This window comes from Streptosporangium longisporum (genome assembly GCF_039534895.1).
GTDB classification, from domain to species: Bacteria; Actinomycetota; Actinomycetes; order Streptosporangiales; family Streptosporangiaceae; genus Streptosporangium; species Streptosporangium longisporum.
Genome location: NZ_BAAAWD010000019.1, coordinates 132,766 through 153,215 on the forward strand (window position 1 = coordinate 132,766; position 20,450 = coordinate 153,215).

General features: G+C 72.1%; 21 protein-coding genes. 9 read left to right on the forward strand and 12 right to left on the reverse strand.

The features are described 5' to 3' along the window. Window positions 1-54 precede the first annotated feature (54 nt). Together ABD832_RS32550 and ABD832_RS32555 are read left to right on the forward strand one after the other, a co-directional pair. Window positions 55-999 carry an aldo/keto reductase gene (locus ABD832_RS32550; protein ID WP_344903136.1) on the forward strand — a complete coding sequence of 315 codons (945 nt, stop codon included), beginning with the start codon at window positions 55-57 and terminating at the stop codon, window positions 997-999. A gap of 348 nt (window positions 1,000-1,347) precedes the next feature. Next, a complete protein-coding gene (locus ABD832_RS32555; RefSeq protein ID WP_344903139.1) occupies window positions 1,348-2,589 on the forward strand; it encodes a hypothetical protein in 1,242 nt (413 codons plus the stop codon). A gap of 127 nt (window positions 2,590-2,716) precedes the next feature. Here ABD832_RS32555 and fabI read toward each other — a convergent pair whose 3' ends face one another. Together fabI and ABD832_RS32565 are read right to left on the reverse strand one after the other, a co-directional pair. Continuing rightward, on the reverse strand, window positions 2,717-3,481 hold the full coding sequence (gene fabI, locus ABD832_RS32560) for an enoyl-ACP reductase FabI (protein WP_344903142.1): 765 nt from the start codon (window positions 3,479-3,481) through the stop codon (window positions 2,717-2,719). A gap of 1 nt (window position 3,482) precedes the next feature. Further along, on the reverse strand, window positions 3,483-4,187 hold the full coding sequence (locus tag ABD832_RS32565; RefSeq protein ID WP_344903146.1) for a beta-ketoacyl-ACP reductase: 705 nt from the start codon (window positions 4,185-4,187) through the stop codon (window positions 3,483-3,485). Window positions 4,188-4,263: 76 nt separating this feature from the next. Between ABD832_RS32565 and ABD832_RS32570 the strand changes: the two genes are divergently transcribed. Continuing rightward, on the forward strand, window positions 4,264-5,763 hold the full coding sequence (locus ABD832_RS32570; protein ID WP_344903149.1) for a TldD/PmbA family protein: 1,500 nt from the start codon (window positions 4,264-4,266) through the stop codon (window positions 5,761-5,763). Between the two features lie 50 nt (window positions 5,764-5,813). Then, the gene (locus ABD832_RS32575; RefSeq protein ID WP_344903152.1) at window positions 5,814-7,181 is read left to right on the forward strand and encodes a metallopeptidase TldD-related protein; all 1,368 of its coding nucleotides are present in this window, start codon (window positions 5,814-5,816) and stop codon (window positions 7,179-7,181) included. Window positions 7,182-7,200: 19 nt separating this feature from the next. Here ABD832_RS32575 and ABD832_RS32580 read toward each other — a convergent pair whose 3' ends face one another. Further along, window positions 7,201-8,064: a CPBP family glutamic-type intramembrane protease gene (locus ABD832_RS32580; RefSeq protein WP_344903155.1), complete on the reverse strand. Its 864-nt coding sequence runs from the start codon at window positions 8,062-8,064 to the stop codon at window positions 7,201-7,203. A 59-nt stretch (window positions 8,065-8,123) separates the two neighbouring features. Here ABD832_RS32580 and ABD832_RS32585 point away from each other — a divergent pair, with 59 nt between their 5' ends. The 3 genes from ABD832_RS32585 (at window position 8,124) to ABD832_RS32595 (ending at window position 10,516) form a co-directional block, all read left to right on the forward strand. After that, window positions 8,124-8,735, forward strand: coding sequence for a helix-turn-helix domain-containing protein (locus tag ABD832_RS32585; RefSeq protein ID WP_344903158.1), 612 nt, complete (start codon window positions 8,124-8,126; stop codon window positions 8,733-8,735). A 172-nt stretch (window positions 8,736-8,907) separates the two neighbouring features. Continuing rightward, window positions 8,908-9,645, forward strand: coding sequence for an SDR family oxidoreductase (locus ABD832_RS32590; protein WP_344903161.1), 738 nt, complete (start codon window positions 8,908-8,910; stop codon window positions 9,643-9,645). 265 nt (window positions 9,646-9,910) lie between these two features. Then, window positions 9,911-10,516 (forward strand): TetR/AcrR family transcriptional regulator, encoded by a 606-nt coding sequence (locus ABD832_RS32595; RefSeq protein ID WP_344903164.1) that lies wholly within the window; start codon window positions 9,911-9,913, stop codon window positions 10,514-10,516. A 71-nt stretch (window positions 10,517-10,587) separates the two neighbouring features. Here the strand turns inward: ABD832_RS32595 and ABD832_RS32600 are convergent, their stop codons facing one another. Beyond that, window positions 10,588-11,745, reverse strand: coding sequence for a linear amide C-N hydrolase (locus ABD832_RS32600; RefSeq protein ID WP_344903167.1), 1,158 nt, complete (start codon window positions 11,743-11,745; stop codon window positions 10,588-10,590). A gap of 195 nt (window positions 11,746-11,940) precedes the next feature. Further along, complete coding sequence (locus tag ABD832_RS32605; protein ID WP_344903170.1) at window positions 11,941-12,162, reverse strand: dodecin; 222 nt, start codon at window positions 12,160-12,162, stop codon at window positions 11,941-11,943. A gap of 75 nt (window positions 12,163-12,237) precedes the next feature. Here ABD832_RS32605 and ABD832_RS32610 point away from each other — a divergent pair, with 75 nt between their 5' ends. Then, window positions 12,238-12,549, forward strand: a complete 312-nt coding sequence (locus tag ABD832_RS32610; protein WP_344903173.1) for a DUF3099 domain-containing protein — start codon at window positions 12,238-12,240, stop codon at window positions 12,547-12,549. Between the two features lie 190 nt (window positions 12,550-12,739). Here ABD832_RS32610 and ABD832_RS32615 read toward each other — a convergent pair whose 3' ends face one another. From ABD832_RS32615 to moaA, 3 genes are read right to left on the reverse strand one after another with little or no spacing between them, the layout of a single operon-like run. Then, on the reverse strand, window positions 12,740-12,997 hold the full coding sequence (locus ABD832_RS32615; RefSeq protein ID WP_344903175.1) for a DUF6457 domain-containing protein: 258 nt from the start codon (window positions 12,995-12,997) through the stop codon (window positions 12,740-12,742). Window positions 12,998-13,000: 3 nt separating this feature from the next. Then, window positions 13,001-13,747: a molybdenum cofactor guanylyltransferase gene (gene mobA, locus ABD832_RS32620; RefSeq protein WP_344903178.1), complete on the reverse strand. Its 747-nt coding sequence runs from the start codon at window positions 13,745-13,747 to the stop codon at window positions 13,001-13,003. Further along, a complete protein-coding gene (moaA, locus tag ABD832_RS32625) occupies window positions 13,744-14,733 on the reverse strand; it encodes a GTP 3',8-cyclase MoaA (protein WP_344903181.1) in 990 nt (329 codons plus the stop codon). The genes mobA and moaA overlap by 4 nt, the downstream gene beginning before the upstream one ends. 233 nt (window positions 14,734-14,966) lie before the next feature. Between moaA and ABD832_RS32630 the strand changes: the two genes are divergently transcribed. Beyond that, the gene (locus ABD832_RS32630) at window positions 14,967-16,121 is read left to right on the forward strand and encodes an RtcB family protein (RefSeq protein ID WP_344903184.1); all 1,155 of its coding nucleotides are present in this window, start codon (window positions 14,967-14,969) and stop codon (window positions 16,119-16,121) included. Window positions 16,122-16,268: 147 nt separating this feature from the next. Here ABD832_RS32630 and ABD832_RS32635 read toward each other — a convergent pair whose 3' ends face one another. From ABD832_RS32635 to ABD832_RS32650, 4 genes are all read right to left on the reverse strand, one after another. Continuing rightward, window positions 16,269-17,027 carry an aspartate/glutamate racemase family protein gene (locus ABD832_RS32635; RefSeq protein WP_344903187.1) on the reverse strand — a complete coding sequence of 253 codons (759 nt, stop codon included), beginning with the start codon at window positions 17,025-17,027 and terminating at the stop codon, window positions 16,269-16,271. A 107-nt stretch (window positions 17,028-17,134) separates the two neighbouring features. Further along, window positions 17,135-18,448, reverse strand: a complete 1,314-nt coding sequence (locus ABD832_RS32640; protein WP_344903190.1) for an NAD(P)/FAD-dependent oxidoreductase — start codon at window positions 18,446-18,448, stop codon at window positions 17,135-17,137. Between the two features lie 20 nt (window positions 18,449-18,468). Next, complete coding sequence (locus tag ABD832_RS32645; RefSeq protein ID WP_344903193.1) at window positions 18,469-19,359, reverse strand: family 3 encapsulin nanocompartment shell protein; 891 nt, start codon at window positions 19,357-19,359, stop codon at window positions 18,469-18,471. Window positions 19,360-19,515: 156 nt separating this feature from the next. Next, the gene (locus ABD832_RS32650) at window positions 19,516-20,367 is read right to left on the reverse strand and encodes a class I SAM-dependent methyltransferase (RefSeq protein WP_344903196.1); all 852 of its coding nucleotides are present in this window, start codon (window positions 20,365-20,367) and stop codon (window positions 19,516-19,518) included. Window positions 20,368-20,450 lie beyond the last annotated feature (83 nt).

Here is a 20,450-nt window from a genome sequence, read left to right on the forward strand (position 1 = left end):
TTGCAGCCCTCGCTCCACTACTTTTAAGTGGCCGGGCGGTAATCTGGCCGGATCATGGAGCAGCGCTATGTGGGCCGGAGCGGCCTGTCGGTGTCCCGCCTGGGTCTCGGGACGATGACGTGGGGGCGTGACACCGGAGCCGAGGAGGCCGCGGCGCAGCTCCGCACGTTCGCCGAGGCCGGCGGCACGCTCATCGACACCGCGGACGTCTACACGGGCGGTGACGCCGAACGGCTGCTCGGGCGGCTGCTGCGCGACTCGGTGCCGCGCTCGGAGCTGGTGCTGTCCACCAAGGCCGTGCTCACCCCGACCGGCCGCCGTCCCCGCGACGCCTCCAGGAAGCACCTGATCGCCGCGATCGACGCCTCCCTGACCCGCCTGGGCGTCAACGAGGTCGACCTGTGGCAGCTGCACGCCTTCGACCCCGACGTCCCGCTGGAGGAGACCCTGGCCGCCGTGGACGCCATCGTGTCCTCGGGACGCGCCGCGTACGCCGGGGTCTGCGACTACGCGGGCTGGCAGCTCGCCGCAGCCGCGGTGGGACAGCGGGCGGTCCCCGGCCGGGTGCCGATCGTCGCGGCCCAGGTGGAGTACTCGCTGCTGGCCCGCGAGGCCGAGCGCGAGCTGATCGCCGCGGCCGAGCACGTGGGCGCGGGCGTGCTGGCCTGGTCCCCGCTCGGGCGAGGGGTGCTCACCGGCAAGTACCGCACCGGGATCCCCGCGGACTCGCGGGCCGCGACCCCGCACTTCGCCGACTTCGTCACGCCCTATCTGGACGAGCGGTGCCGCCGGGTGGTCGAATCGGTGACGACCGCGGCCGAAGGGCTGGGCGTCTCCCCGCTGTCGGTGGCCCTGTCGTGGGTACGCGACCAGCCGGGGGTGACCTCCGCCATCGTCGGGGCACGTACCCACGCCCAGCTGTCCGGGGTGCTTCAGGCCGAGGAGCTGACGCTGCCGGTGGAGATAAGGGAGGCGCTCGACGACGTCTCGGCCGACTGAGGCGCGCCACGCGCCGCGCAGGGAACGTGGAGGGACCGTCCGCGGGCCGCACGGGCACGCAACGGGCCGTGACGATCCGTGACAGCGGGCCGGGCGGGCCGTGACACGGGCCGGGCGGGCGGCCACGGCGCCGGGGCGGAACGGGCGGCCCCGACGGGAGGGCCGCTCCTGGAGAAGCGAACGGAAAAGACCGAACGAGAATTCGTCTCACGTATCACTAGTCGATACCGAAGGACGACTTTCCGTGGAAAAAGCGAGCCCCCCTACAAAACTGTCTGACAGACGGGCAGGGGGTCCGGACAGCGGCGAGGTGCCACGGCCGTCGCCGGGGCCGGGGGAAGGAGACGAGTGCGAGCTGCGATGTCCGCGGGCATCTTGGCGCTGGCGCTGGGGAGCGGGATCCCGGCGGCCGCCATCGCGCCCGTGAGCGCCGCGCGGACCGCCGTCATGCCCTCGAACGTCACGCCCGTGTCCCTCACCCCCGCGCACACCGCACGGGACGGCGCGAGCGCGCACGACGCGGCCGCCGACCACGCGGGCGCACGCGACGACACGACCGTTCAGGAGCACGCGGGCGTGTACGACGACGTGACCGCACGGGACGACACGGGCGCGCACGACGGCGCGGGTCCGCGGGACGACACGGACCCGCAGGGCGGCACGGACACGCGGGCGGACGGCTGTGACCACGAAGGGCTGCTGGGCGCCGTGACCGGCGGTCTCTGCCGGGCGGTGAACGGGGTCACGGACATAATCGGCGGCAGCGTCGGCAGCGTCGGGGGCGTACCACCGGCCCCGCTGCTGTCCTCCCCGTTCTCGTTCGCCACGCCGCCGCCCTCGTCGCCCTCCGACGACGACCGCGCCCGGGGTCGTGAGAAGGAGAAGGAGCACAAGGAGAAGCGCAACGGCGGCGAGGAGGTCCCCCCGGTGGAGGAGGAGCCACCCGCCGAGGAGGAGCCACCGGCCGAGCAGCCGACGCGCGAACCCGACGTCACGCCCACGAAGGCCCCCGCCCCCGAGAGGCCGCAGGACCCTTCCGGCCAGGACCAGACCGCCAGGACGTCACAGGACGCGTCCAAGACCCTGGACGCCCCCTGCCGGCCCGCGTCGGCCTCCCCCGGATGCGCCGCGTCGGCCGACGCCCTCCCGGAGGAGACGGCCTCGCCGAAGGCGTCCCCGAGCCCGTCGCGGACCCCGAAGCCCTCCCGGAGCCCGAGCCCCGCGCCCACCCGCAGGACCCCGCTGCCCGCGGTGACCTGGCACACGCCGTCACGGCCGCCGGACCCGCACCCGCTCACCGTCGGCGAGGACCGCAGACCGTCTCCCCGCCCGTCGCCCGTGATCGACGCCGAGGCCCCCCGGGTGGAACTGCTCTGGCCGGCCCCGCTGATGCAGGAGCTGCAGCGGCAGATGAAGAACGAGCGGCCGGTGACGCCGACCAGGTCGTCCGACACCGCGGGCACCGTGCTCACCACGGTGGTGCTCGCCGGGGCCATCCTCGCGGTCCGCCTGCTGTACAGCAGGCGGAAGATCAAGGAGTCGATACCGTTCGAGCCGGTCCCGCCGGGACACCACCACCGGGTGGCCTGAGCTCGGGGACGCGGTCGTCCCGGCCGGGCGGCGAGGCACGGCCGGGACGCGAGAACGGCACGCAAGGGGCACCGAAAGGCACCGAAAGGCGCTGAAGGCGCCGAGGAGATCCCGGGGACCGGGGACGTCACGCCCCGATGGCGTGCACCCCGCCGTCGACGTGGACGATCTCACCGGTCGTCGCGGGGAACCAGTCGGACAGCAGGGCGACGCACGCCTTGGCCGCCGGGCCGGGGTCGTTGACGTCCCAGCCGAGCGGGGCCTTGGCGGGCCAGCTGTCCTCGAACTCGACGAAGCCGGGGATGCTCTTGGCCGCCATCGTCCGGATCGGCCCGGCCGCCACCAGGTTGACCCTGATGCCGTGCTTGCCGAGGTCGCGGGCCAGGTAGCGCGAGCAGGACTCCAGCCCGGCCTTGGCCACGCCCATCCAGTCGTAGACCGGCCACGCCTTGGTCGCGTCGAAGTCCAGGCCGACGATCGCGCCGCCCTCCTTCATGAGCGGGAGCGCGGCCGTCGCGAGCGACTTGAACGAGTACGTGGAGACCTGGAGGGCGGTCGCCACGTCCTCCCACGAGGTGTTCAGGAAGTTGCCGCCCAGGGCGCTCTGCGGGGCGAAGCCGATGGCGTGCACCACCCCGTCCAGCCCGCCCAGGTGCTCGCCGACCCGGTCGGCCAGCGAGCCGAGGTGCTCCTCGCTGGTGACGTCGAGCTCCAGCACCGGGGGCGGCTCGGGCAGCCGCTTGGCGATGCGCTCGACCAGGCTGAGCCGGCCGAAGCCGGTGAGCACGATCTGCGCGCCCTCCTCCTGGGCCAGCTTGGCCACCGTGAAGGCGATGGAGGCGTCGGTGAGCACGCCGGTGATCAGGAGTCGCTTGCCGTCGAGGATTCCCATGTCAGTGTCCCATTCCCAGGCCGCCGTCGACGGGGATGACGGCCCCCGTGATGTAGGCGGCGTCCTCGCCGGCCAGGAACCTGACCACGCGTGCGATCTCCTCCGCGCTGGCGTAACGGCCCAGCGGGATGTTCTTCCTGATCTGCTCCTGGTACACCTCGTCCAGCTCGGCCGTCATGTCGGTCTCCACGAAACCGGGGGCGACCACGTTGACGGTGATGTTGCGCGAGCCGAGCTCCCTGGCCGCCGACCGGGCAAAACCGATCATGCCCGCCTTGGAGGCGGCGTAGTTGCTCTGCCCGGCCGAGCCGAGCATCGCCACCACCGAGGAGATCAGCACGATGCGTCCCCGCTTGAGCCGGAGCATGCCCCGGGTGGCGCGCTTGGCGACCCGGTAGGCGCCGGTGAGGTTGGCGTCGATGACGTCGGTGAAGGCCTCCTCCTTCATCATCGGCAGCAGCGTGTCCCGGGTGATGCCCGCGTTGGCCACGAGCACCTCGACCGGGCCGTACTCGGCCTCGACCTTCGCGAACGCGGCGTCCACGTCCGCCGTGCTGGTCACGTCGCAGCGCACGCCGAACAGTCCCTCGGGGGGCTGTCCGGATCGGTAGGTCACGGCGACGTCGTCGCCTGCCTGGGCGAGTTCGCGGGCGATCGCGAGGCCGATGCCGCGATTGCCGCCGGTTACGAGAACAGAGCGAGCCATGGTCCGAAGGTATCGGCTACCGAGCGGTAACTCTGTTGTCCGAGAGGGACAAGATCACGGCGCTAGGATCGTCGGCATGCGCCAGATCGATGCCGACTTCCTCGCCCTCCCGCTGCGGCGGCTGGCGGACGCGGCCCTGCAGCGCGCCCGTGACCTGGGCGCCGAGCACGCCGACTTCCGGCTGGAGCGGATCCGCGGCCAGACGGTGCGCCTGTCCGACACCTCGCTGGAGGGGGCCATCGACGCCGACACCCTCGGGTACGCCGTGCGGGTCGTCAAGGACGGCACGTGGGGTTTCGCCGCGGGCATCGAGCTCACCGCCGAGGCCGCCGCCGCGGTCGCCGGGCAGGCGGTGGAGGTGGCGGTCGTCAGCGCGGCGATCAACCGCGAGCCGGTCGAGCTGGCCCCCGAGCCGGTGCACGCCGACGTCACCTGGGTCTCCTCCTACGAGCTCGACCCGTTCGAGGTGCCGCTGCGCGACAAGGCGGCGCTGCTGGCCGACTGGTCGGGCGACCTGCTGCGCGACCCGGGCGTGGACCACACGCAGGCGTCGCTGATGCAGGTCAAGGAGCAGAAGTTCTACGCCGACACGGCCGGGACGGTCACCACCCAGCAGCGGGTGCGCGTCCATCCCCGCGTCCAGGCGATGCGGGTGCTGGACGGCCGCTTCGACTCGGCGCGGACGCTCGCCCCTCCGGTCGGCCGGGGGTACGAGTACCTCACCGGCACCGGCTGGGACTTCCCCGCCGAGCTGGCCCGCATCCCGGAGCTGCTCGCCGAGAAGCTGCTCGCCCCCTCGGTCGAGGCGGGCCCGTACGACCTGGTGATCGACCCGTCGAACCTGTGGCTGACCATCCACGAGTCGGTGGGGCACGCCACCGAGCTGGACCGCGCCCTGGGGTACGAGGCGGCGTACGCCGGGACGAGCTTCGCCACCTTCGACCGGCTCGGCGAGCTGGTGTACGGCTCCGAGGCGATGAACGTGACCGGTGACCGCACCGTCGAGCACGGCCTGTCCACCATCGGCTACGACGACGAGGGCGTCGCCACCCGGGAGTTCGACATCGTCTCCGACGGCGTCCTGGTCGGCTACCAGCTCGACCGGCGGATGGCGCTGCTGAAGGGCCTGGGCGCCTCCAACGGCTGCGCCTTCGCCGACTCCCCGGGCCACACCCCGATCCAGCGGATGGCCAACGTCTCGCTCCGCCCGGCGCCGGACGGCCCCTCCACCGAGGAGCTGATCTCCGGCGTCGACCGGGGCATCTACGTGGTGGGCGACCGCAGCTGGTCCATCGACATGCAGCGGTACAACTTCCAGTTCACCGGGGAGCGGTTCTACCTGATCGAGAACGGCCGTCTCGCGGGCCAGCTGCGCGACGTCGCCTACCAGGCCACCACGACCGACTTCTGGAGGTCGCTGGCGGCGCTCGGCGGGCCGCAGACGTACGTGCTGGGCGGGGCGTTCAACTGCGGCAAGGGCCAGCCGGGGCAGGTCGCACCGGTCAGCCACGGCTGCCCGTCGGCGCTCTTCCGCGGCGTGCGCGTCCTCAACACCGTCCAGGAGAGTGGCAGTTGAACACCCATGAGGGGCGGACCGGAGAGAGTGAGCGGCGGGAGAGGATCGGGATGAGCCCCCAGGAGATGATCGAGAAGGCACTGGAGCTCTCCACGGCCGACGACACCGTCGTGATCGTGGAGGAGGGGGCGAGCGCCAACCTGCGCTTCGCGGGCAACACCCTCACCACCAACGGCGTGTCGCGCTCGTCCCAGCTGACCGTGATCTCCATCGTGGGCCGGGGCGTGGGCGTGGTGTCGCGGTCGGCGGTGCGGGCGGACGGGCTCGACGACGTGGTGGCCGCCGCCGACCACGCCGCCGAGGACGCGCGGCCGTCCGAGGACGCCCGGCCGCTGCTGGAGGGCACCCGCTCCGACGGCTGGGACGATCCGGCCGAGCCGACCTCGATCGGGGTCTTCGGCGCCTTCGCCCCGGCCCTGGGAGAGGCCTTCGCCGCGGCCGAGGCGGGCGGGCGCAGGCTGTACGGGTTCGCCGAGCACGAGGTCACCACGACCTTCGTGGGCACCTCGGCCGGCGCCCGGCTCCGGCACGCCCAGCCCACCGGCCGCCTGGAGCTCAACGCCAAGTCCCCCGACATGCGGCGTTCGGCCTGGACCGGGGTGTCCACCCGCGACTTCGCCGACGTCGACGTCATGGCCCTGGACGCCGAGCTGGCCCGGCGCCTGGCGTGGGCGGAGAACCGGGTGGACCTGCCCGCGGGCCGGTACGAGACGCTGCTGCCGCCGTCGGCCGTGGCGGACCTGATGATCTACCTGTACTGGACGGCCGGGGCCCGCGACGCCCTGGAGGGACGCACGGTCTTCTCCCGGCCGGGCGGCGGCACCCGCGTCGGCGACACGCTCTCCTCGCTGCCGCTCCGGCTGTACTCCGACCCGGGGGCGGCCGGGGTGGAGTGCCCGCCGTTCGTGGTGGCGCACGCCTCCGGCCGGCAGACCTCGGTGTTCGACAACGGGATGCCGCTGGCGCCCACCGACTGGATCTCCGACGGCAGGCTGGCCGGCCTGCTGCAGACCCGGCACACGGCCGAGCTGACCGGCCTTCCGACGACCCCGGCGGTCGACAACCTGATCATGCGGGGGCCCGAGGGGGGCCGGTCGCTGGAGGACATGATCGCCTCCACCGAGCGCGGCCTGCTGCTGACCTGCCTGTGGTACATCCGCGAGGTCGACCCGCAGTCGCTGCTGCTGACCGGGCTGACCCGGGACGGCGTCTACCTGGTGGAGAAGGGCGAGGTGGTGGGCGAGGTGAACAACTTCCGCTTCAACGAGAGCCCGGTGGACCTGCTGCGCCGCCTGACCGAGGTCGGCGCCTCGGAGCAGACCCTGCCGCGCGAGTGGGGCGACTACTTCAACCGCGCGATCATGCCCGCGATCCGGGTGCCCGACTTCAACATGTCGACGGTCAGCCAGGCCAGCTAGGGCCTGTACGGAGTCGAGATCAGAGGGATCCGCCTGCCCGCCGGCCGGCCCGGTGCGGCCGAGGGTCCGCGTCGACCGGCGGGTCGTCGTCGCGGCCACGCCGTGAGGCGAGCAGCGCGATCGCGACGACGATCTGCACCGCCACGACGGACGCCATCGTCAGGGGCGAGGTGACGCTCAGCAGCGCCATCGTCGCGTTGACGCCGAAGTGGACCGCGATCGACGCCGCGACCCCGGCACGCTCGTAGGCGTAGCCGGTCAGCAGCGCCATCGGGACGACGCTGATCGTGAACAGCAGCCCGCTCCAGCTGAACAGCCCGAATCCGGCCTGGACGGTCCCGGGGACGAAGAACAGCGGCAGATGCCACACCGCCCAGACGACACCCAGCAGCAGGCCGGCCCGAAGGCGGCTCAACGACGCGCGCAGACGCGGGTACGCCGTGCCACGCCAGCCGGGCTCCTCGGACAACGGGCCGGCGATCAGCATGCCGATGAGGAACGGCACGGGTCCGCCGATGGTCGCGACCAGGTTCCGCAGGCCGATGGCGTCCGGCCGGATGCCGGGCCGCCCGGCCAGGGCCCGTAGTGCGGCGGCGGCGTCGCGCCGGTTGTCGGTGAATCCGGTCGCGCGCCAGTCGCCGGAGCCGGCTCCGACGCCGCGCCGGTCGTAGCGCAGTGTGGCGATCCCGTCCTTGGCGAGCGCGGCTGCCAGCGGCGGTCCGAGCTCCATGCGGAGCCGGCCGGTGTTGGCGTCGCGGTCCAGCCGCCCGGATCCGTGCAGCAGCAGGACGGCCGGGTGCGGGCCGGGGCCCGCGGGCAGGGTCAGCGTGCCGGCCAGGGACAGTCCGTCGTCCGCGGTAACCGTCATGTCGACGTCGCGCATGTCCCGCCTCTCACTGTTATCAAGTTTGAGAACATTATCTCATATGAGAACATAGGTCCATGTCAACCACGGACCTTCTCCTGCACCCCGTCCGGATGCGCATCCTGCAAACGCTGTTCGACACCGACCCGATGACCACCGCGCAGCTGCGTGACCGCCTCCCCGACATCGCGCCGGCGACGATGTACCGGCACATCGCCGTGCTGACCGACGCGGGCGTGCTGGAGGTGGCGGACGAGAGACGGGTGCGCGGCACGGTGGAGCGCAGCTACCGCGTACGCCCCGAACAGGGGGCGGTCGACCCCGCGGCGCGGGCGGCGATGACGAGGGAGGACCACCAGCGGGCGTTCACCACCTTCGCGGCGTCGTTGATGGCGGACTTCGGCCGCTACCTCGCCCACGAGGACGCCGATCCCGTCTCGGACGGCGTGGTCTACCGGCAGGCGGCGGTATGCCTGACCGAGGACGAGTTCGCCGTGATGGTCGAGGAGATCGAGCGCGCGGTCCTCGCACGGGCCGGCCACGCCGAGGGCGACGGCCGCACCCGTCGCATCGTCAGCCTCGTCGTCGTACCGGACGGACCCAGGCCGGAACCGGGGGCGGACCCCGGGCCGGAAACAGGGACGGGCATCGGCACCGGGCGGCCGGCCGATCAGGCCGGTGGGTCGTGAGGCGGGCCAGGACGGCACGCCACCGCGCAGGCGAATCCCCCTGATCCCACCTCCGTACCGGCCCCGGTGCCGTGACCGGGGAGGTCACCGGCGTCCACCCCTTCTGTACAAATTGTTCATAGTGACGTACGCTCCACTGTGTACAGATTGTTCACTAATGGAGGGGGGCCTCATGACCGGCTCGGACACCTCACGCGTCGCCATCGTCACGGGCGGATCCGGCGGAATCGGCCGGGCCGTGGCCGAGCACCTCGGCGGCCGTCGCTTCGACGTCGTCGTCCACTACAGCGGCAACCGGGACCGGGCCGAGGAGACGGCCACCGCCATCGGCGAGGCCGGCGGCCGGGCGGTCACCGCCAGGGCCGACGTGGCGGACGAGACCGAGGTCGCCGCCCTGTTCGAGCGGGCGCGCACCGCCTTCGGCGGCGTCGACGTCGTCGTCCACACCGCGGGCGTCATGCCCCTGGCGCCGATCGCGGACATGAGGCTCGACGACTTCGACCGGGTGCAGCGGACCAACGTCCGCGGGACGTTCGTCGTGAACCAGGCCGCGGCCCGGGTGGTCCGCGCCGGTGGGAGCATCGTCAACTTCTCGACGTCCGTGACCCGCCTGCAGCAGCCCACCTACGGCGCCTACGCCGCGTCGAAGGGCGCCGTCGAGGCACTCACCCTGATCCTGGCGCGGGAGCTGCGCGGGCGCGACGTCACCGTGAACGCGGTCGCACCCGGCCCGACCGCGACGCCGCTGTTCCTCGACGGGAAGCCGCAGGAGGTCATCGACCACCTGTCCTCCCTGGCCCCCCTGGAGCGACTGGGCACCCCGGACGACATCGCACGCTCGGTGCTCGGCCTCGTCGACGCCCGCTGGATCAACGGCCAGGTCGTGTACGTCAACGGCGGCATCGCCTGACCACGCGCTCGCACACGAGAGGATCGGACATGGCAGGGAAGGTCATCATCATCAGCGGAGCCGGCAGCGGCTTCGGCGCGGGAGCGGCCCGCCGCCTCGCCGACGACGGCAACACCGTCTACGCCGGCATGCGCGAGACCACGACACGGAACGCCCCGGGCCGATCAGCGGCTGACGTACCCGTGGGAGCACCGCGCGGGGGTGCCTATCATGGGACCCCATGCGGGTGAGCCCCATCGGCGGACCATCGAGCGAGAAGAACCCCATGACTGCACAGGCTCCGGCGCGGCCTTCCGAGGGCCGCAGAAGACGGTCGGCGGACGAGGTGCGCGCGACCGTCCTGCAGACCACGGCCCGGCTCCTTCTCGAGGGGGGGATGTCGGCCGTCACGTTCGACAAGGTCGCGCAGGCGGCTCCCGCCAGCAAGGCCACGATCTACAAGTGGTGGCGCTCACCGGGAGCGCTGGCGGCCGAGGCGTACTTCGCCCACGTCGAGGAACGACTCCACTTCGACTCCACCGGCGACGTCGAGCACGACCTCCGTGCCCAGCTGCGCGCCTTCGTGACGCTGCTCATGCAGCCCGATGTGGGGAAGGCGATCGCGCACCTCATCGGCGCGGCCCAGGACGACCCCGAGCTCGCCAGGGCGTGGTCGGAGAACTACTCACGGGACCGCAGGCAGCTCGCCGTCGATCGCCTCGCCGACGCGCAGAACGCCGGGCAGATCCGTCAGGACGTCGATCCGCAGGTCGTGGTCGACCAGCTCTGGGGCGCCTGCTACCACCGTCTCCTCCTGCCCGACGAACCGCTCACCCCGGCGTTCGCGGACGCTCTCGTCGACAACCTCGGACGCGGCATCCTCACCGGGTGATCCCGCGGAACCGGGCGGTCTCGCCCGGTCCCGGACCCCACCGCACCGGGCCCCGCCGCACCGGGCACCGCTCAGCGCTGGACCAGAGGGACGGTGTGCACGCGTTGCCAGCGCTGGCCCGTCACCACCCGGGCGGTGGCGTCGGTGAGGTCGTACACGACCGACCAGCGGGTGTGGGTCTGGGCCACCTGGCGCAGCAGGCCCATGGCGTCGCGCCAGTCCCTGGCGGCGGGCAGTCCGCGGGCGAGCGTGCCGTAGCGGCCGTCGGCCCGGCGCTGGGCGGCGGAGGTGCCGGTCATGGTGAAGTTGGTGAGCATCCGGTCGTCGATGACGTTGAGCCTGCCCCGGGCGTACTCCACCACGACCGACCTGCCCGTCGCGTCGGCGATCAGGTAGTGGACCTGCGGCCCGATGGTGAAGTCCACGTCGTGGCGGCGCATGATCGCCACCGCCTCGTCCACGGTGGCCGCCTCGTCGAGCATCATCCGGATGACGCGCACGCTGCCGATGTCGGGACGGTCGGGTGAAGGCTCGGGCAGCCCGCCCTCGGGCGCCGTGGCCATCCCGATCGCCAGGCCCTTCTCGTTGACGCCGTCGAACGGGGCGAGCACCGCGTGGGCCATCCTGCGCCGGTCGGGGGCGGCGGTCAGGTCGGGCGGGTCGGAACCGCCGATCAGGTGGAACAGGTCCACGACGGAGACCGAGGCGTAGCCGTCGGGCGGGTCGGCGTGCACGATCAGCGCCGGGTTGGGGTCCCAATCGAAGTTGCGGCCGAACAGCGGCCGGTCACCGGCGAGGGCGAACAGCGAGCAGGCCCAGCCGTCGGCGGGGGCGGCCAGTTCCTCCTCGCCCAGGGGCGCCTGACGGTCGTAGGAGCCGTGGAAGGTCATCTCGTACAGCGGGAGGTCGTCGATCTTCCGGATGCTGCGGATCGTCCGCTCGACCTCGGTGGTGCTCTGGCGCAGCAGTGCTTCCCCTCCTGTCCCGGACCGCGAGGCCGTCCCGGGCCGCGGCGTCGTACCCGGACGGCTCGTGCCGGGACGGCTCGCGTCCGGCCCGGCGTCCGGTGTGGTGGTGAGCCCGGTCGCCGGTGGTCGCGACGCGATGGGCACGTCGGCGGGCACGGTGGCAGGCGCGGTGGCGGGCGTGGCGGCGGCGGGCACTCCGCCCGCCGGGGCCGCGCAGCCGGTCGCCAGCATCAGCGCCGCGGCCAGCGCGAGCCGTGCCACCGACGCCACCGGCGCAACCGGCGCCGCCGGCGTTCCCGGTGTCCGGTGCGGCCCGTGCGTTCCGTGCGACCCGCGCGTTCCATGGTTCCCGGGCGTCGCGGGCGTCCCGGGTGGTCCCGTGCCACGTCCGGTCCGCGCGGTTCGTCTCTCTTCCACCCCGGCAGTCTGCGCCACCGGAGGGCCCGGCGTACAGGCTCAGCCGTCCTCGTCGTCCTCCAGGCGGAACCCGACCTTCATCGAGACCTGGAAGTGGCCGACCTCCCCGCCCTCGATGTGCCCCCTGATCTCGGTCACCTCGAACCAGTCGAGGTGGCGCAGGGTCTGGGCGGCGCGGCGGACGCCGTTGCGCACGGCCGCCTCGACGCTGTCCCCCGACGTTCCGACCACTTCGGTCACCCGGTACGTTCGATCTGTCATCTCATGCTTGTTCCCAGAAAGCGGTGACCGCATGACCGTTCGCAGCAGGCTGATATGAGGCCTAGATTGGGAATCGTGAACGGATGGCGCAGACGTCCGGTGGTCCATCAGGTGACCGACGCCCAGCCCTCGCTGAGTGATGACATCGGCAAGCGCGAGAAGAGCTACTTCATCAAGATGGGGATCCGGCTGTTGTGCCTGATCCTCGCCTTCACCGTGCCCGCCCCGATGCCCGTCAGGCTGTTGCTCTTCGCCGGAGCGATCTTTTTACCATACATTGCCGTCATCGGGGCCAACGCGCCGCCGCGAGGACCGTCCGTTGCCCCTGACGTGGGAGATTCCACACAGAGCGAGATCCCGCTCCATCGACGCGAGATCGGGTCGTGACTAAGTCTTGACGCATCCCAAGGGTAGTAGGTGTACGCTTTAACCAAGTGCCCTGGTCCCCCGTCGGGGCACTGTTGCCGGCGTTCCGGGCCCCCGTCGGAACGCCGATGAAGCAACGCCGGGTGGTTTGCCCCCGTAACCACCCGGCGTTGCCCTTTTATCGAACCTTTGTTTTTATCCTCTTTCTTGGCTATTTATCGCCCAGCGTCTCGGTCGTCGCCTGCTCCCAGTTGCGCGCCAGCGTGGTCAGCCTCTCCACCACCTCCGGCGGTGCCGTTCCCGCCCCCTGAGCCAGGCCGAGCAGGTACGCCGTCAGCGGCGCGGCCGGCCGGGTCACGCCGTGCGCGACCTCCTTGGTCAGGTCCAGCAGCTCGTCACGGTCGATCGTCGCGGGGTCGATGCCCAGCTCCCGGCAGACCAGCGCGGTCCACTCCGCCAGCACGTTCATCTGTCACTCCTCGTCCGCGGGTGTGGCCGTCCCGTGCGGGTGCCGCTCGCGCGGTGCCCGGGACGGATTCGCGTCTTCGCCGTCGGAGCCCGGCTCCGTCGCGCGGGCCCGTTGTAGATCGTCCATGGTGTCGCAATCGAACCACGGCCTGCCGGGGAGATGAAGGGTGATCGGGGAGAGCGGGGCCAGCAGGCCGCGCAGCGACCGGCCCTCGTAGCGGGCGAGCGCCCGTGCCAGGCTCTCCGTCCGCCACACCCCGGCGAGCCACTGCTCGCGGCCCTCGTCGTCGAGGAGCACCGCCCCGGCCGCGGACGATCTTCCCGGAGCCGGTTCCCGTACGGCCTCCCCCGCACCCGGCTCCCCCGCGCTCCGTTCCCGCGCGCCTCGCCCCTCCGGTTCCTCCGTGCCCGGCCGTCCCGCGGCCGCCTCCAGCAGCGCCGTGACGTGCCCGGCCGTCAGGAACGGCAGGTCGGCGGCGAGCAGCGCCGTCCACGGGGCGGTCATCTCGGCCAGCCCCGCCCGGAGCGCCGGGACCGGGCCGCCGCCCGGCGGATCCTCCCGGCGGAACACCGCGCGCGGCAGCCCGGGACGGGAGGGCCCGACGATCACCAGTCGCTCCGCCGAGGACACGGCGGCGGCCACCGACTCGACCAGCGGGCGGCCCGAGACGCGCAGGCCGGGCTTGTCGCGGCCGTCGAGCCGTCGCGCGAGCCCGCCCGCCAGGACGCAGGCGTCGTACCGGATCGTCATCCGCCGATGGCGGACATCGGGCGGGACGGCTGCAGGAAGGACGGGTCGTCGATGCCGTGACCGGCCTTCTTGATCCGGACCGCGGAGCGCCAGCGCTCGGCGATCTCGTCGTCGCCGGCGCCGGAGCGCATCGCGGCCCTCAGGTCCGACTCGTCGGTGGCGAACAGGCAGTTGCGGATCTGCCCGTCGGCGGTGAGCCGTACCCGGTCGCACGCGCCGCAGAACGGGCGGGTGACCGAGCCGATGACACCGACCCGGGCCGGTCCGCCGTCGACGAGGAAACTCTCGGCCGGGGCGCTGCCCCGCTCCACCGGGTCGTCGTCGGTCAGCCGGAAGGCGTCCCCCAGCCGGGCGAGGATCTCGTCGGCCGTGATCATGTTCTCCCGGGTCCAGCCGTGCTGGGCGTCCAGGGGCATCTGCTCGATGAACCGGAGCTCGTAGCCCCGCTCCAGGCAGTAGCGCAGCAGCGGCACGGCCTCGTGGTCGTTGATCCCGCGCATCAGCACGGTGTTGATCTTCACCGGCCGGAGCCCGGCGGCGTCGGCGGCCTCCAGGCCGCGCAGGACGTCGTCCAGCCGGTCGCGGTGGGCGAGCCGTTTGAAGGTCTCGCGGTCGAGGGTGTCGAGGGAGACGTTGACCCGGCTCAGGCCGGCGTCGGCCAGGGAGGCGGCCATCCGGCTCAGGCCGATCCCGTTGGTCGTCAGCGAGACCTGCGGGGCGGGGGTCAGCACGGTCGTACGGGAGACGATGTCGGCCAGTTCCCTGCGGAGCAGGGGCTCACCGCCGGTGTAGCGGACCTCGGTGACGCCCAGCCGCTCCACCCCGATGGTGACCAGGCGGACGATCTCGTCGGCGGTCAGCAGCTCGGGCTTGGGCAGCCATTCGAGCCCCTCTGGAGGCATGCAGTACGAGCAGCGCAGGTTGCAGCGGTCCGTGAGGGACACCCGCAGATCGGTCGCCACACGCCCGAACGAGTCCTGCAACACGGAGTGCCACCTTCCGGTCGGTCGCCTGTGTGTGCGAACAGGGACCAGCCTACGGCCTGTCACCCGCCCGGCCCCGGACGGGCCTCCACCGGTCCAACATCACCGCGGGACGGTTGATTCCTCGCGCGGGCGTTCGCGTACGGCGACGCGTCGCATCCGGGCAGGCCTCGTAAAATGGGTGGGATATCAGCTCATCGATGGGCAGACTGGATCTCGCAACGAAGGAGATCATCATGCCGAACCATCCCGCACCGAACCTGGTGTCGTGGGCCAGCGAGATCGACGAGGGTACGATCATGCAGGCCGCGCGTGCCGCCCGCCTGCCGTTCGTCTCCGGCCACGTCGCCCTCATGCCCGACGCGCACATCGGTATCGGCGCGACGGTCGGATCGGTGATCCCCACCGAAGGGGCGATCATCCCGGCCGCCGTGGGCGTCGACATCGGCTGCGGCATGGTCGCGACCGAGACCACGCTCACCGCCTCCGACCTGCCCGACACCCTCGCCGCGCTGATGCCGCTGGTGGAGAGGCGCATCCCGGCCGGTGTCGGCAAGGGTCACGCCGACCCGTCGCTCGACCGCGCGCTGAGCGACCTCGGCCGCCCGCACACCGGCCTGACCCCCCAGCAGGAGAAGAAGGTCTCGCTGCAGTTCGGCACCCTCGGATCCGGCAACCACTTCGTCGAGGTCTGCCTGGACGAGCGCGACCGGGTCTGGACGGTGCTGCACTCGGGGTCGCGCGGCATCGGCAACCTGCTCGCCACCAAGCACATCGTCGACGCCAAGAAGCTGATGAAGAGGCAGGCGATCGGCCTGGAGGACCCGGACCTGGCCTACCTGGTGCAGGGCAGCCCGGAGTTCACCGCCTACATCGAGGACATGCTCTGGTCGCAGGCGTACGCCATGGCCTCGCGTGCCCGGATGGACAAGGTGCTGAGCAACGCGCTGTTCCGCGTCGTCGGCAAGGGGCAGCGGGTCAGGACCATCAACTGCCACCACAACTTCACCCAGCGGGAGAGCCACGACGGCAAGGACCTGTGGATCACCCGCAAGGGGGCCATCAAGGCCGACACCGGCGACGAGGGCGTGATCCCGGGCTCGATGGGGACGCGCTCGTACATCGTGCGCGGTCTGGGCAACCCGATGTCGTACAACTCCTGCTCCCACGGGGCGGGCCGCAGGATGTCGCGTACCAGGGCCAAGAAGGAGCTGTCGGCGGCGTCGCTGACCGAGGCGATGCGCGGCCGCACCTGGAACGCGGACCGGGCCGCCTCCCTGGTGGACGAGCACCCGGAGGCGTACAAGCCGATCGACCAGGTGATGAACGACCAGAAGGACCTGGTCGCGGTCCAGCACACCCTGCGCCAGGTGTTCAACTACAAGGGGTGAGCCCGCCCTCCTCGTGGCCGGGACGTCGTTCCGGCCACGAGGAGGAGCCGGGGACGACCGGGGTGCTTCCCGGCCCGCCGCAGGGTCGCCGGGCGGCACCTGCCCGGCCGGCGCTCGGTGAGTGTCCGGCCGGTGCTCGGTGGGTGCTCAGGGGGTGCCGAAGGGGCGGCGGGTGAGGCCGCTGTGGACCATCTCGGTGAGCGTCACGATGTCGAAGACCGGCAGGCCGATCCGTTCCTGGACGGCGTGCGCGTAGGGCACCAGGTCGGTGCACTCGATGACGAGCGCCCCCATGTCGGGGTTGTCCCGGGCCAGCCGTTCGGCCTGGCCGAGCACCTCGCGGCCCAGGCGGGCGGCGTCGAGATCCGGGCGCCGGGCCTCCAGCATGACCTCGCGGAACTCCGGCTGTTCCTCCATGCCCGCCACGCAGACCGGGACGTTCTCGGCTCCCACCCCCTCCAGGTGGCGCCGGGTGAGGGAGCGTTCCTTGGCGACCAGCAGGCCGACCTTCCGGTCCGACCGGATCATGCGGGCGACCATGGGCACCTGGATCAGGCTGGAGGAGTAGAGCGGCACCGTGACCGCGTCGGCCAGTTCCCGCTGGAAGATGGCGAGGAAGCCGCAGCCGCTGGTGATGGCCGCCGCTCCCCGCGCCTGGAGGTCCCGGGCCGCGTCGATGAACGGGCCGAGCAGCCGGGGGTCGGCCTGGGTCACCACGCGTTCGGCCGTCGCGCCCTCCACGACCCGGTACAGGACGGGGAAGTCGAAGGTGGCCCGGTTGCGGATGTGCCCGGGGATCTTGGTGAACGAGGTGTCCATGCAGATGACACCGACGGCGACCTCGCGTCCCGTCTCGGTCTCGGCTCCGGTCCTGCTCGCGGCTCCGGTCTCGGTCTCGGCTTTCACGGCGGTCCTCTCCCGTGCGGTTCCGTGTCGTGTCGGGGGCGTGCGGGTTCCCTCCCCGGGCCGGGTCGGCTTGGACGGCCCGCCGGGTGGGCTTGGACGGCCCGCGGTCAGCGCCGGAGCCGGAGACGGCGCGCAAGGCCGCCGTAGCGTCCGGGGCGCAGCGGCGCGAGGTCGATCTCGGGTGGCTCCCCGGTGACGATCTGGGCGATCAGCCTGCCGCTGACCGGCGCGAGACCCATGCCGATGTGGCCGTGGCCGCACGCGACGGAGAGGTTGCGGTAGGAGCCCGCCCGTCCCAGGAAGGGGAGACCGTCCGGGCTGCACGGGCGGAACCCGCTCCAGGTCTCCAGGATCTCGGTCCGTTCCATCCCCGGAAGGTAGGTGCGGACGGTGCGCAGGATGCCGTCCACCCTCCGGCGGGAGACGGTGGCGTCCATGCCGGACAGCTCCAGGGTGCCGCCGAAGCGCAGGCGGTCGCCGAGCGGTACGAGCGCCACCTTTCCCTCGCCGAGCAGCACCGGCAGCCGGGGGCCGCCGGCCGGCGCCTTGACCGTGATCGAGTAGCCCTTGGCGGGCTGGAGGTTCAGGCCGACGCCGAGCCCGCGGGCGCACTCCGCCGACCACGTTCCCGCGGCGACGACCGTCTCGGCGGGGGTGAGGTCGCCGCGCGTGGTCCTGACCCGCCTGACCTCGCCTCCCCCGGTCCCGAAGCCGACGACCTCCGTCCGCTCGTGGATCTCGACGCCCATCCCGCGCAGCGTGCGGGCCAGGCCGGTGAGGAACTCGGGGACGCGCAGGTAGGCGCCCTCCTCGTTGTACAGGGCGCCGTGCACGTCGAACTCGGCGTCCGGTTCGAGCTCGCGCAGCTCCCCCGGTTCCAGCACGCGCAGCGGCACGCCACCGGCCACCGTCGCGGGCACCGACCGGCACGCCTTCTCGAACCCCTGCCGGGTCCGGTACGTGAGCAGCATGCCCTGGGCGGTGAAGGCCGGGGCGAGGTCACCGGAGGAGCAGAGCTCGCGGAGGATGTCCAGGCTCCGCTTCTTCATGTCGACGAGCACGCGGAACCCCGCCCGGGCGTCCCGCTCGTTGCAGGCGCGGCGGAAGTGCCACAGCCACCACAGCAGGGCGGGGTCCGGGCGGGGTCTGATGTGGAAAGGGCTCTCCGGGTCGAGCAGCCAGCGCAGTCCCTGGGCCATCACGCCGGGTTCGGCCAGCGGGAGCGCGCCCTGGGTGCCGACGAAACCGGTGTTGCCGTACGAGCAGGACTGCGGGCCGCCGACCGGCCCGCGTTCCACGACGGTCACGCTCAGGCCCGCGAGGCGCAGGTGGTAGGCGCAGAACAGGCCGACGATGCCGCCACCGATGACGAGGACGTCCGGGTCGTGTCGGAAGGGGGCGGGGACGTTCGGGGCGGGCATCGCCGGCATGGTGGTGTCCTCTACAGGGTCACGATGAAGAAGTTGGTCAGCAGGTTGACCACGACCCGCTCGTAGATCTCGGCCTTGAGCGCGATGCCGGGCTCGGCGAACGTGCCCGGCGGCGGCTCGTCGAAGCGGATCACCGAGCGGCCGGCGTCGAAGAGCTGGGCGCCGTGCCCGAAGTCGCCGACGATGGCGGTCCCCGGGTCGACCAGGCGGGTCCGGACGATGAAGACGCCGTTGCGTTCCAGGTCGTCCATCAGGCCGCCCTGTCCCATGAACCGGTAGTAGTCGACGGGGTTGATGATGAGCCCGTCGGCCGTGCCGCCCATCTGTTCCGCCTCGTTGCAGGCCGCGAGGATCGTCGAGCCGAACGGTCCCCTCGACGTCATGCGCGGGATCCCCGGGATGTTCAGCAGCCCGCCCTCACCGCGGATGATGGTGTGGTTCTCGGCCGTGCCGAGCCGGACGATCAGCCGGTAGTTGATGAAGGACTCGAAGGTCTCTGGGTCCTCCCACAGGTCGGGCGGGACCTGCACCCACGCGGTGGTGGTGCACAGCTCCGGGATCGGCGACCGGTGGAAGCGGTTGGCCGCCTCCCGCCTCAGGTCGGCGTCGTCGACCTCGGGGTCGCCCGGCCGGGGCGGGCTCTCGTGCCAGTAGAAGCGCCGGGGGTCCCTGGACAGGTCGACGACCTTGAGCATGTTGCGCGCCGGGTAGCGGGGCTTCCTGCGCGAGCTGGTCAGTGAGTCGGTGATCGTCACGTCGTACTCGACGGAGGCCTCGAGTCCCTTGGCGGCGCAGGCCTCCACGAACATCCGGCCCGGTGACATCTCGTTCTTCCGCTGGGCGACGACCTCGGCCATCGTCCGTTTCACGCCTTCGGCGCGCTGCATGGCTTCCTCGCTCACTGGTGGTTCGGCACCTGCCGGCACCGGTACGGCACTGAGGGGACTGACGGGTACTGACAGGTACTGACGGGCGCTTTTCCGGCACCGTCTCCGGCACCGTCTCCGGCACCGTCTCCGGCACCGTCTCGGGCGCTGTTGTCGGCGCCGTCTCGGGCACTAGGGCGTGGCGGTGTGCGGCTTGCGGGCGACGAACATGCCCCAGCCGAACTCGCCGTCGTCGATGGCGACCTGGATCTCCGCGCAGGACTCGGAGAAGGCCAGCATCCAGTCGCGGGCCGCGGTGTCCGTGGTCGCCTCGGCGCGTTCGGCGGCCGTCCTTCCCAGCACGCGGTAGGTCTGGCGGATGTGGCTCTCCAGGTTGCGGGCCAGGAGGATCTCGAAACCGGCGCGCTCCAGGGCCGCCTGGTACCCGACGAACGAGTAGCCCCCGTTCCACCTCACCCGGTCGTAGACGTGCCTGCGGGCGCGCTCGCCGATCTCCTCCCTGGGCTGGAGGAAGTCGGAGAAGGCGAAGATCCCCCCGGGTCGCAGGACGCGGTGGATCTCGGTGTGGCTGGCCGGCTTGTCCGGTACCAGGCAGAGCGCGTCCTGGCTGACGACGTGGCTGAAGGTGCCGGCCTCGTAGGGCATCCGCGTCACCGATCCCTGGCGGAACGCGAGGTCGAGGCCGTCGCGCGCGTCGAGCGCCTGCCGCGCGAACGCGACGCGCTCGGCGCTGAGGTCGAGTCCCTCGCCGCGGCAGCCGAACCGCCCGGCCAGGTGGAACAGGAAGTTGCCGCAGCCGCAGCCGACGTCCAGGACGTGGGACGAGCCGTCGATCCCGGCGTCCGCGGCCAGGATCTCCGACGTCCGCTCGGCGGCGGCGCGGTAGTCGTCGTCGGTGTCGCCGGCGAAGTACCCGGTGTGCAGGACTCCGTCGCCGTCCCAGAAGCTCAGGTAGGTGTGCAGGGTCTCGTCGAAGAAGTCCTCGACGTCCCTCTCGGTGTACACGTGGCCGGTGGCTGACATCACGGGTTCCTTTCTCGTTCTCGGTGCAGCGCGGTCCGGCGCCCGGCGGGCCCTCGCGGGGTCCCGCCGGGCGTGCCGGGGCG

What these genes read in the sequence shown, in the direction of transcription:
- ABD832_RS32550 (WP_344903136.1), top strand. Translation starts at nt 55, where the DNA reads ATGGAGCAGCGCTATGTGGGCCGGAGCGGCCTGTCGGTGTCCCGCCTG.
- fabI (WP_344903142.1), bottom strand. Translation starts at nt 3,481, where the DNA reads ATGGGAATCCTCGACGGCAAGCGACTCCTGATCACCGGCGTGCTCACC.
- ABD832_RS32565 (WP_344903146.1), bottom strand. Translation starts at nt 4,187, where the DNA reads ATGGCTCGCTCTGTTCTCGTAACCGGCGGCAATCGCGGCATCGGCCTC.
- ABD832_RS32570 (WP_344903149.1), top strand. Translation starts at nt 4,264, where the DNA reads ATGCGCCAGATCGATGCCGACTTCCTCGCCCTCCCGCTGCGGCGGCTG.
- ABD832_RS32575 (WP_344903152.1), top strand. Translation starts at nt 5,814, where the DNA reads ATGAGCCCCCAGGAGATGATCGAGAAGGCACTGGAGCTCTCCACGGCC.
- ABD832_RS32580 (WP_344903155.1), bottom strand. Translation starts at nt 8,064, where the DNA reads ATGCGCGACGTCGACATGACGGTTACCGCGGACGACGGACTGTCCCTG.
- ABD832_RS32585 (WP_344903158.1), top strand. Translation starts at nt 8,124, where the DNA reads ATGTCAACCACGGACCTTCTCCTGCACCCCGTCCGGATGCGCATCCTG.
- ABD832_RS32590 (WP_344903161.1), top strand. Translation starts at nt 8,908, where the DNA reads ATGACCGGCTCGGACACCTCACGCGTCGCCATCGTCACGGGCGGATCC.
- ABD832_RS32595 (WP_344903164.1), top strand. Translation starts at nt 9,911, where the DNA reads ATGACTGCACAGGCTCCGGCGCGGCCTTCCGAGGGCCGCAGAAGACGG.
- ABD832_RS32605 (WP_344903170.1), bottom strand. Translation starts at nt 12,162, where the DNA reads ATGACAGATCGAACGTACCGGGTGACCGAAGTGGTCGGAACGTCGGGG.
- ABD832_RS32615 (WP_344903175.1), bottom strand. Translation starts at nt 12,997, where the DNA reads ATGAACGTGCTGGCGGAGTGGACCGCGCTGGTCTGCCGGGAGCTGGGC.
- mobA (WP_344903178.1), bottom strand. Translation starts at nt 13,747, where the DNA reads ATGACGATCCGGTACGACGCCTGCGTCCTGGCGGGCGGGCTCGCGCGA.
- ABD832_RS32630 (WP_344903184.1), top strand. Translation starts at nt 14,967, where the DNA reads ATGCCGAACCATCCCGCACCGAACCTGGTGTCGTGGGCCAGCGAGATC.
- ABD832_RS32640 (WP_344903190.1), bottom strand. Translation starts at nt 18,448, where the DNA reads ATGCCCGCCCCGAACGTCCCCGCCCCCTTCCGACACGACCCGGACGTC.
- ABD832_RS32650 (WP_344903196.1), bottom strand. Translation starts at nt 20,367, where the DNA reads ATGTCAGCCACCGGCCACGTGTACACCGAGAGGGACGTCGAGGACTTC.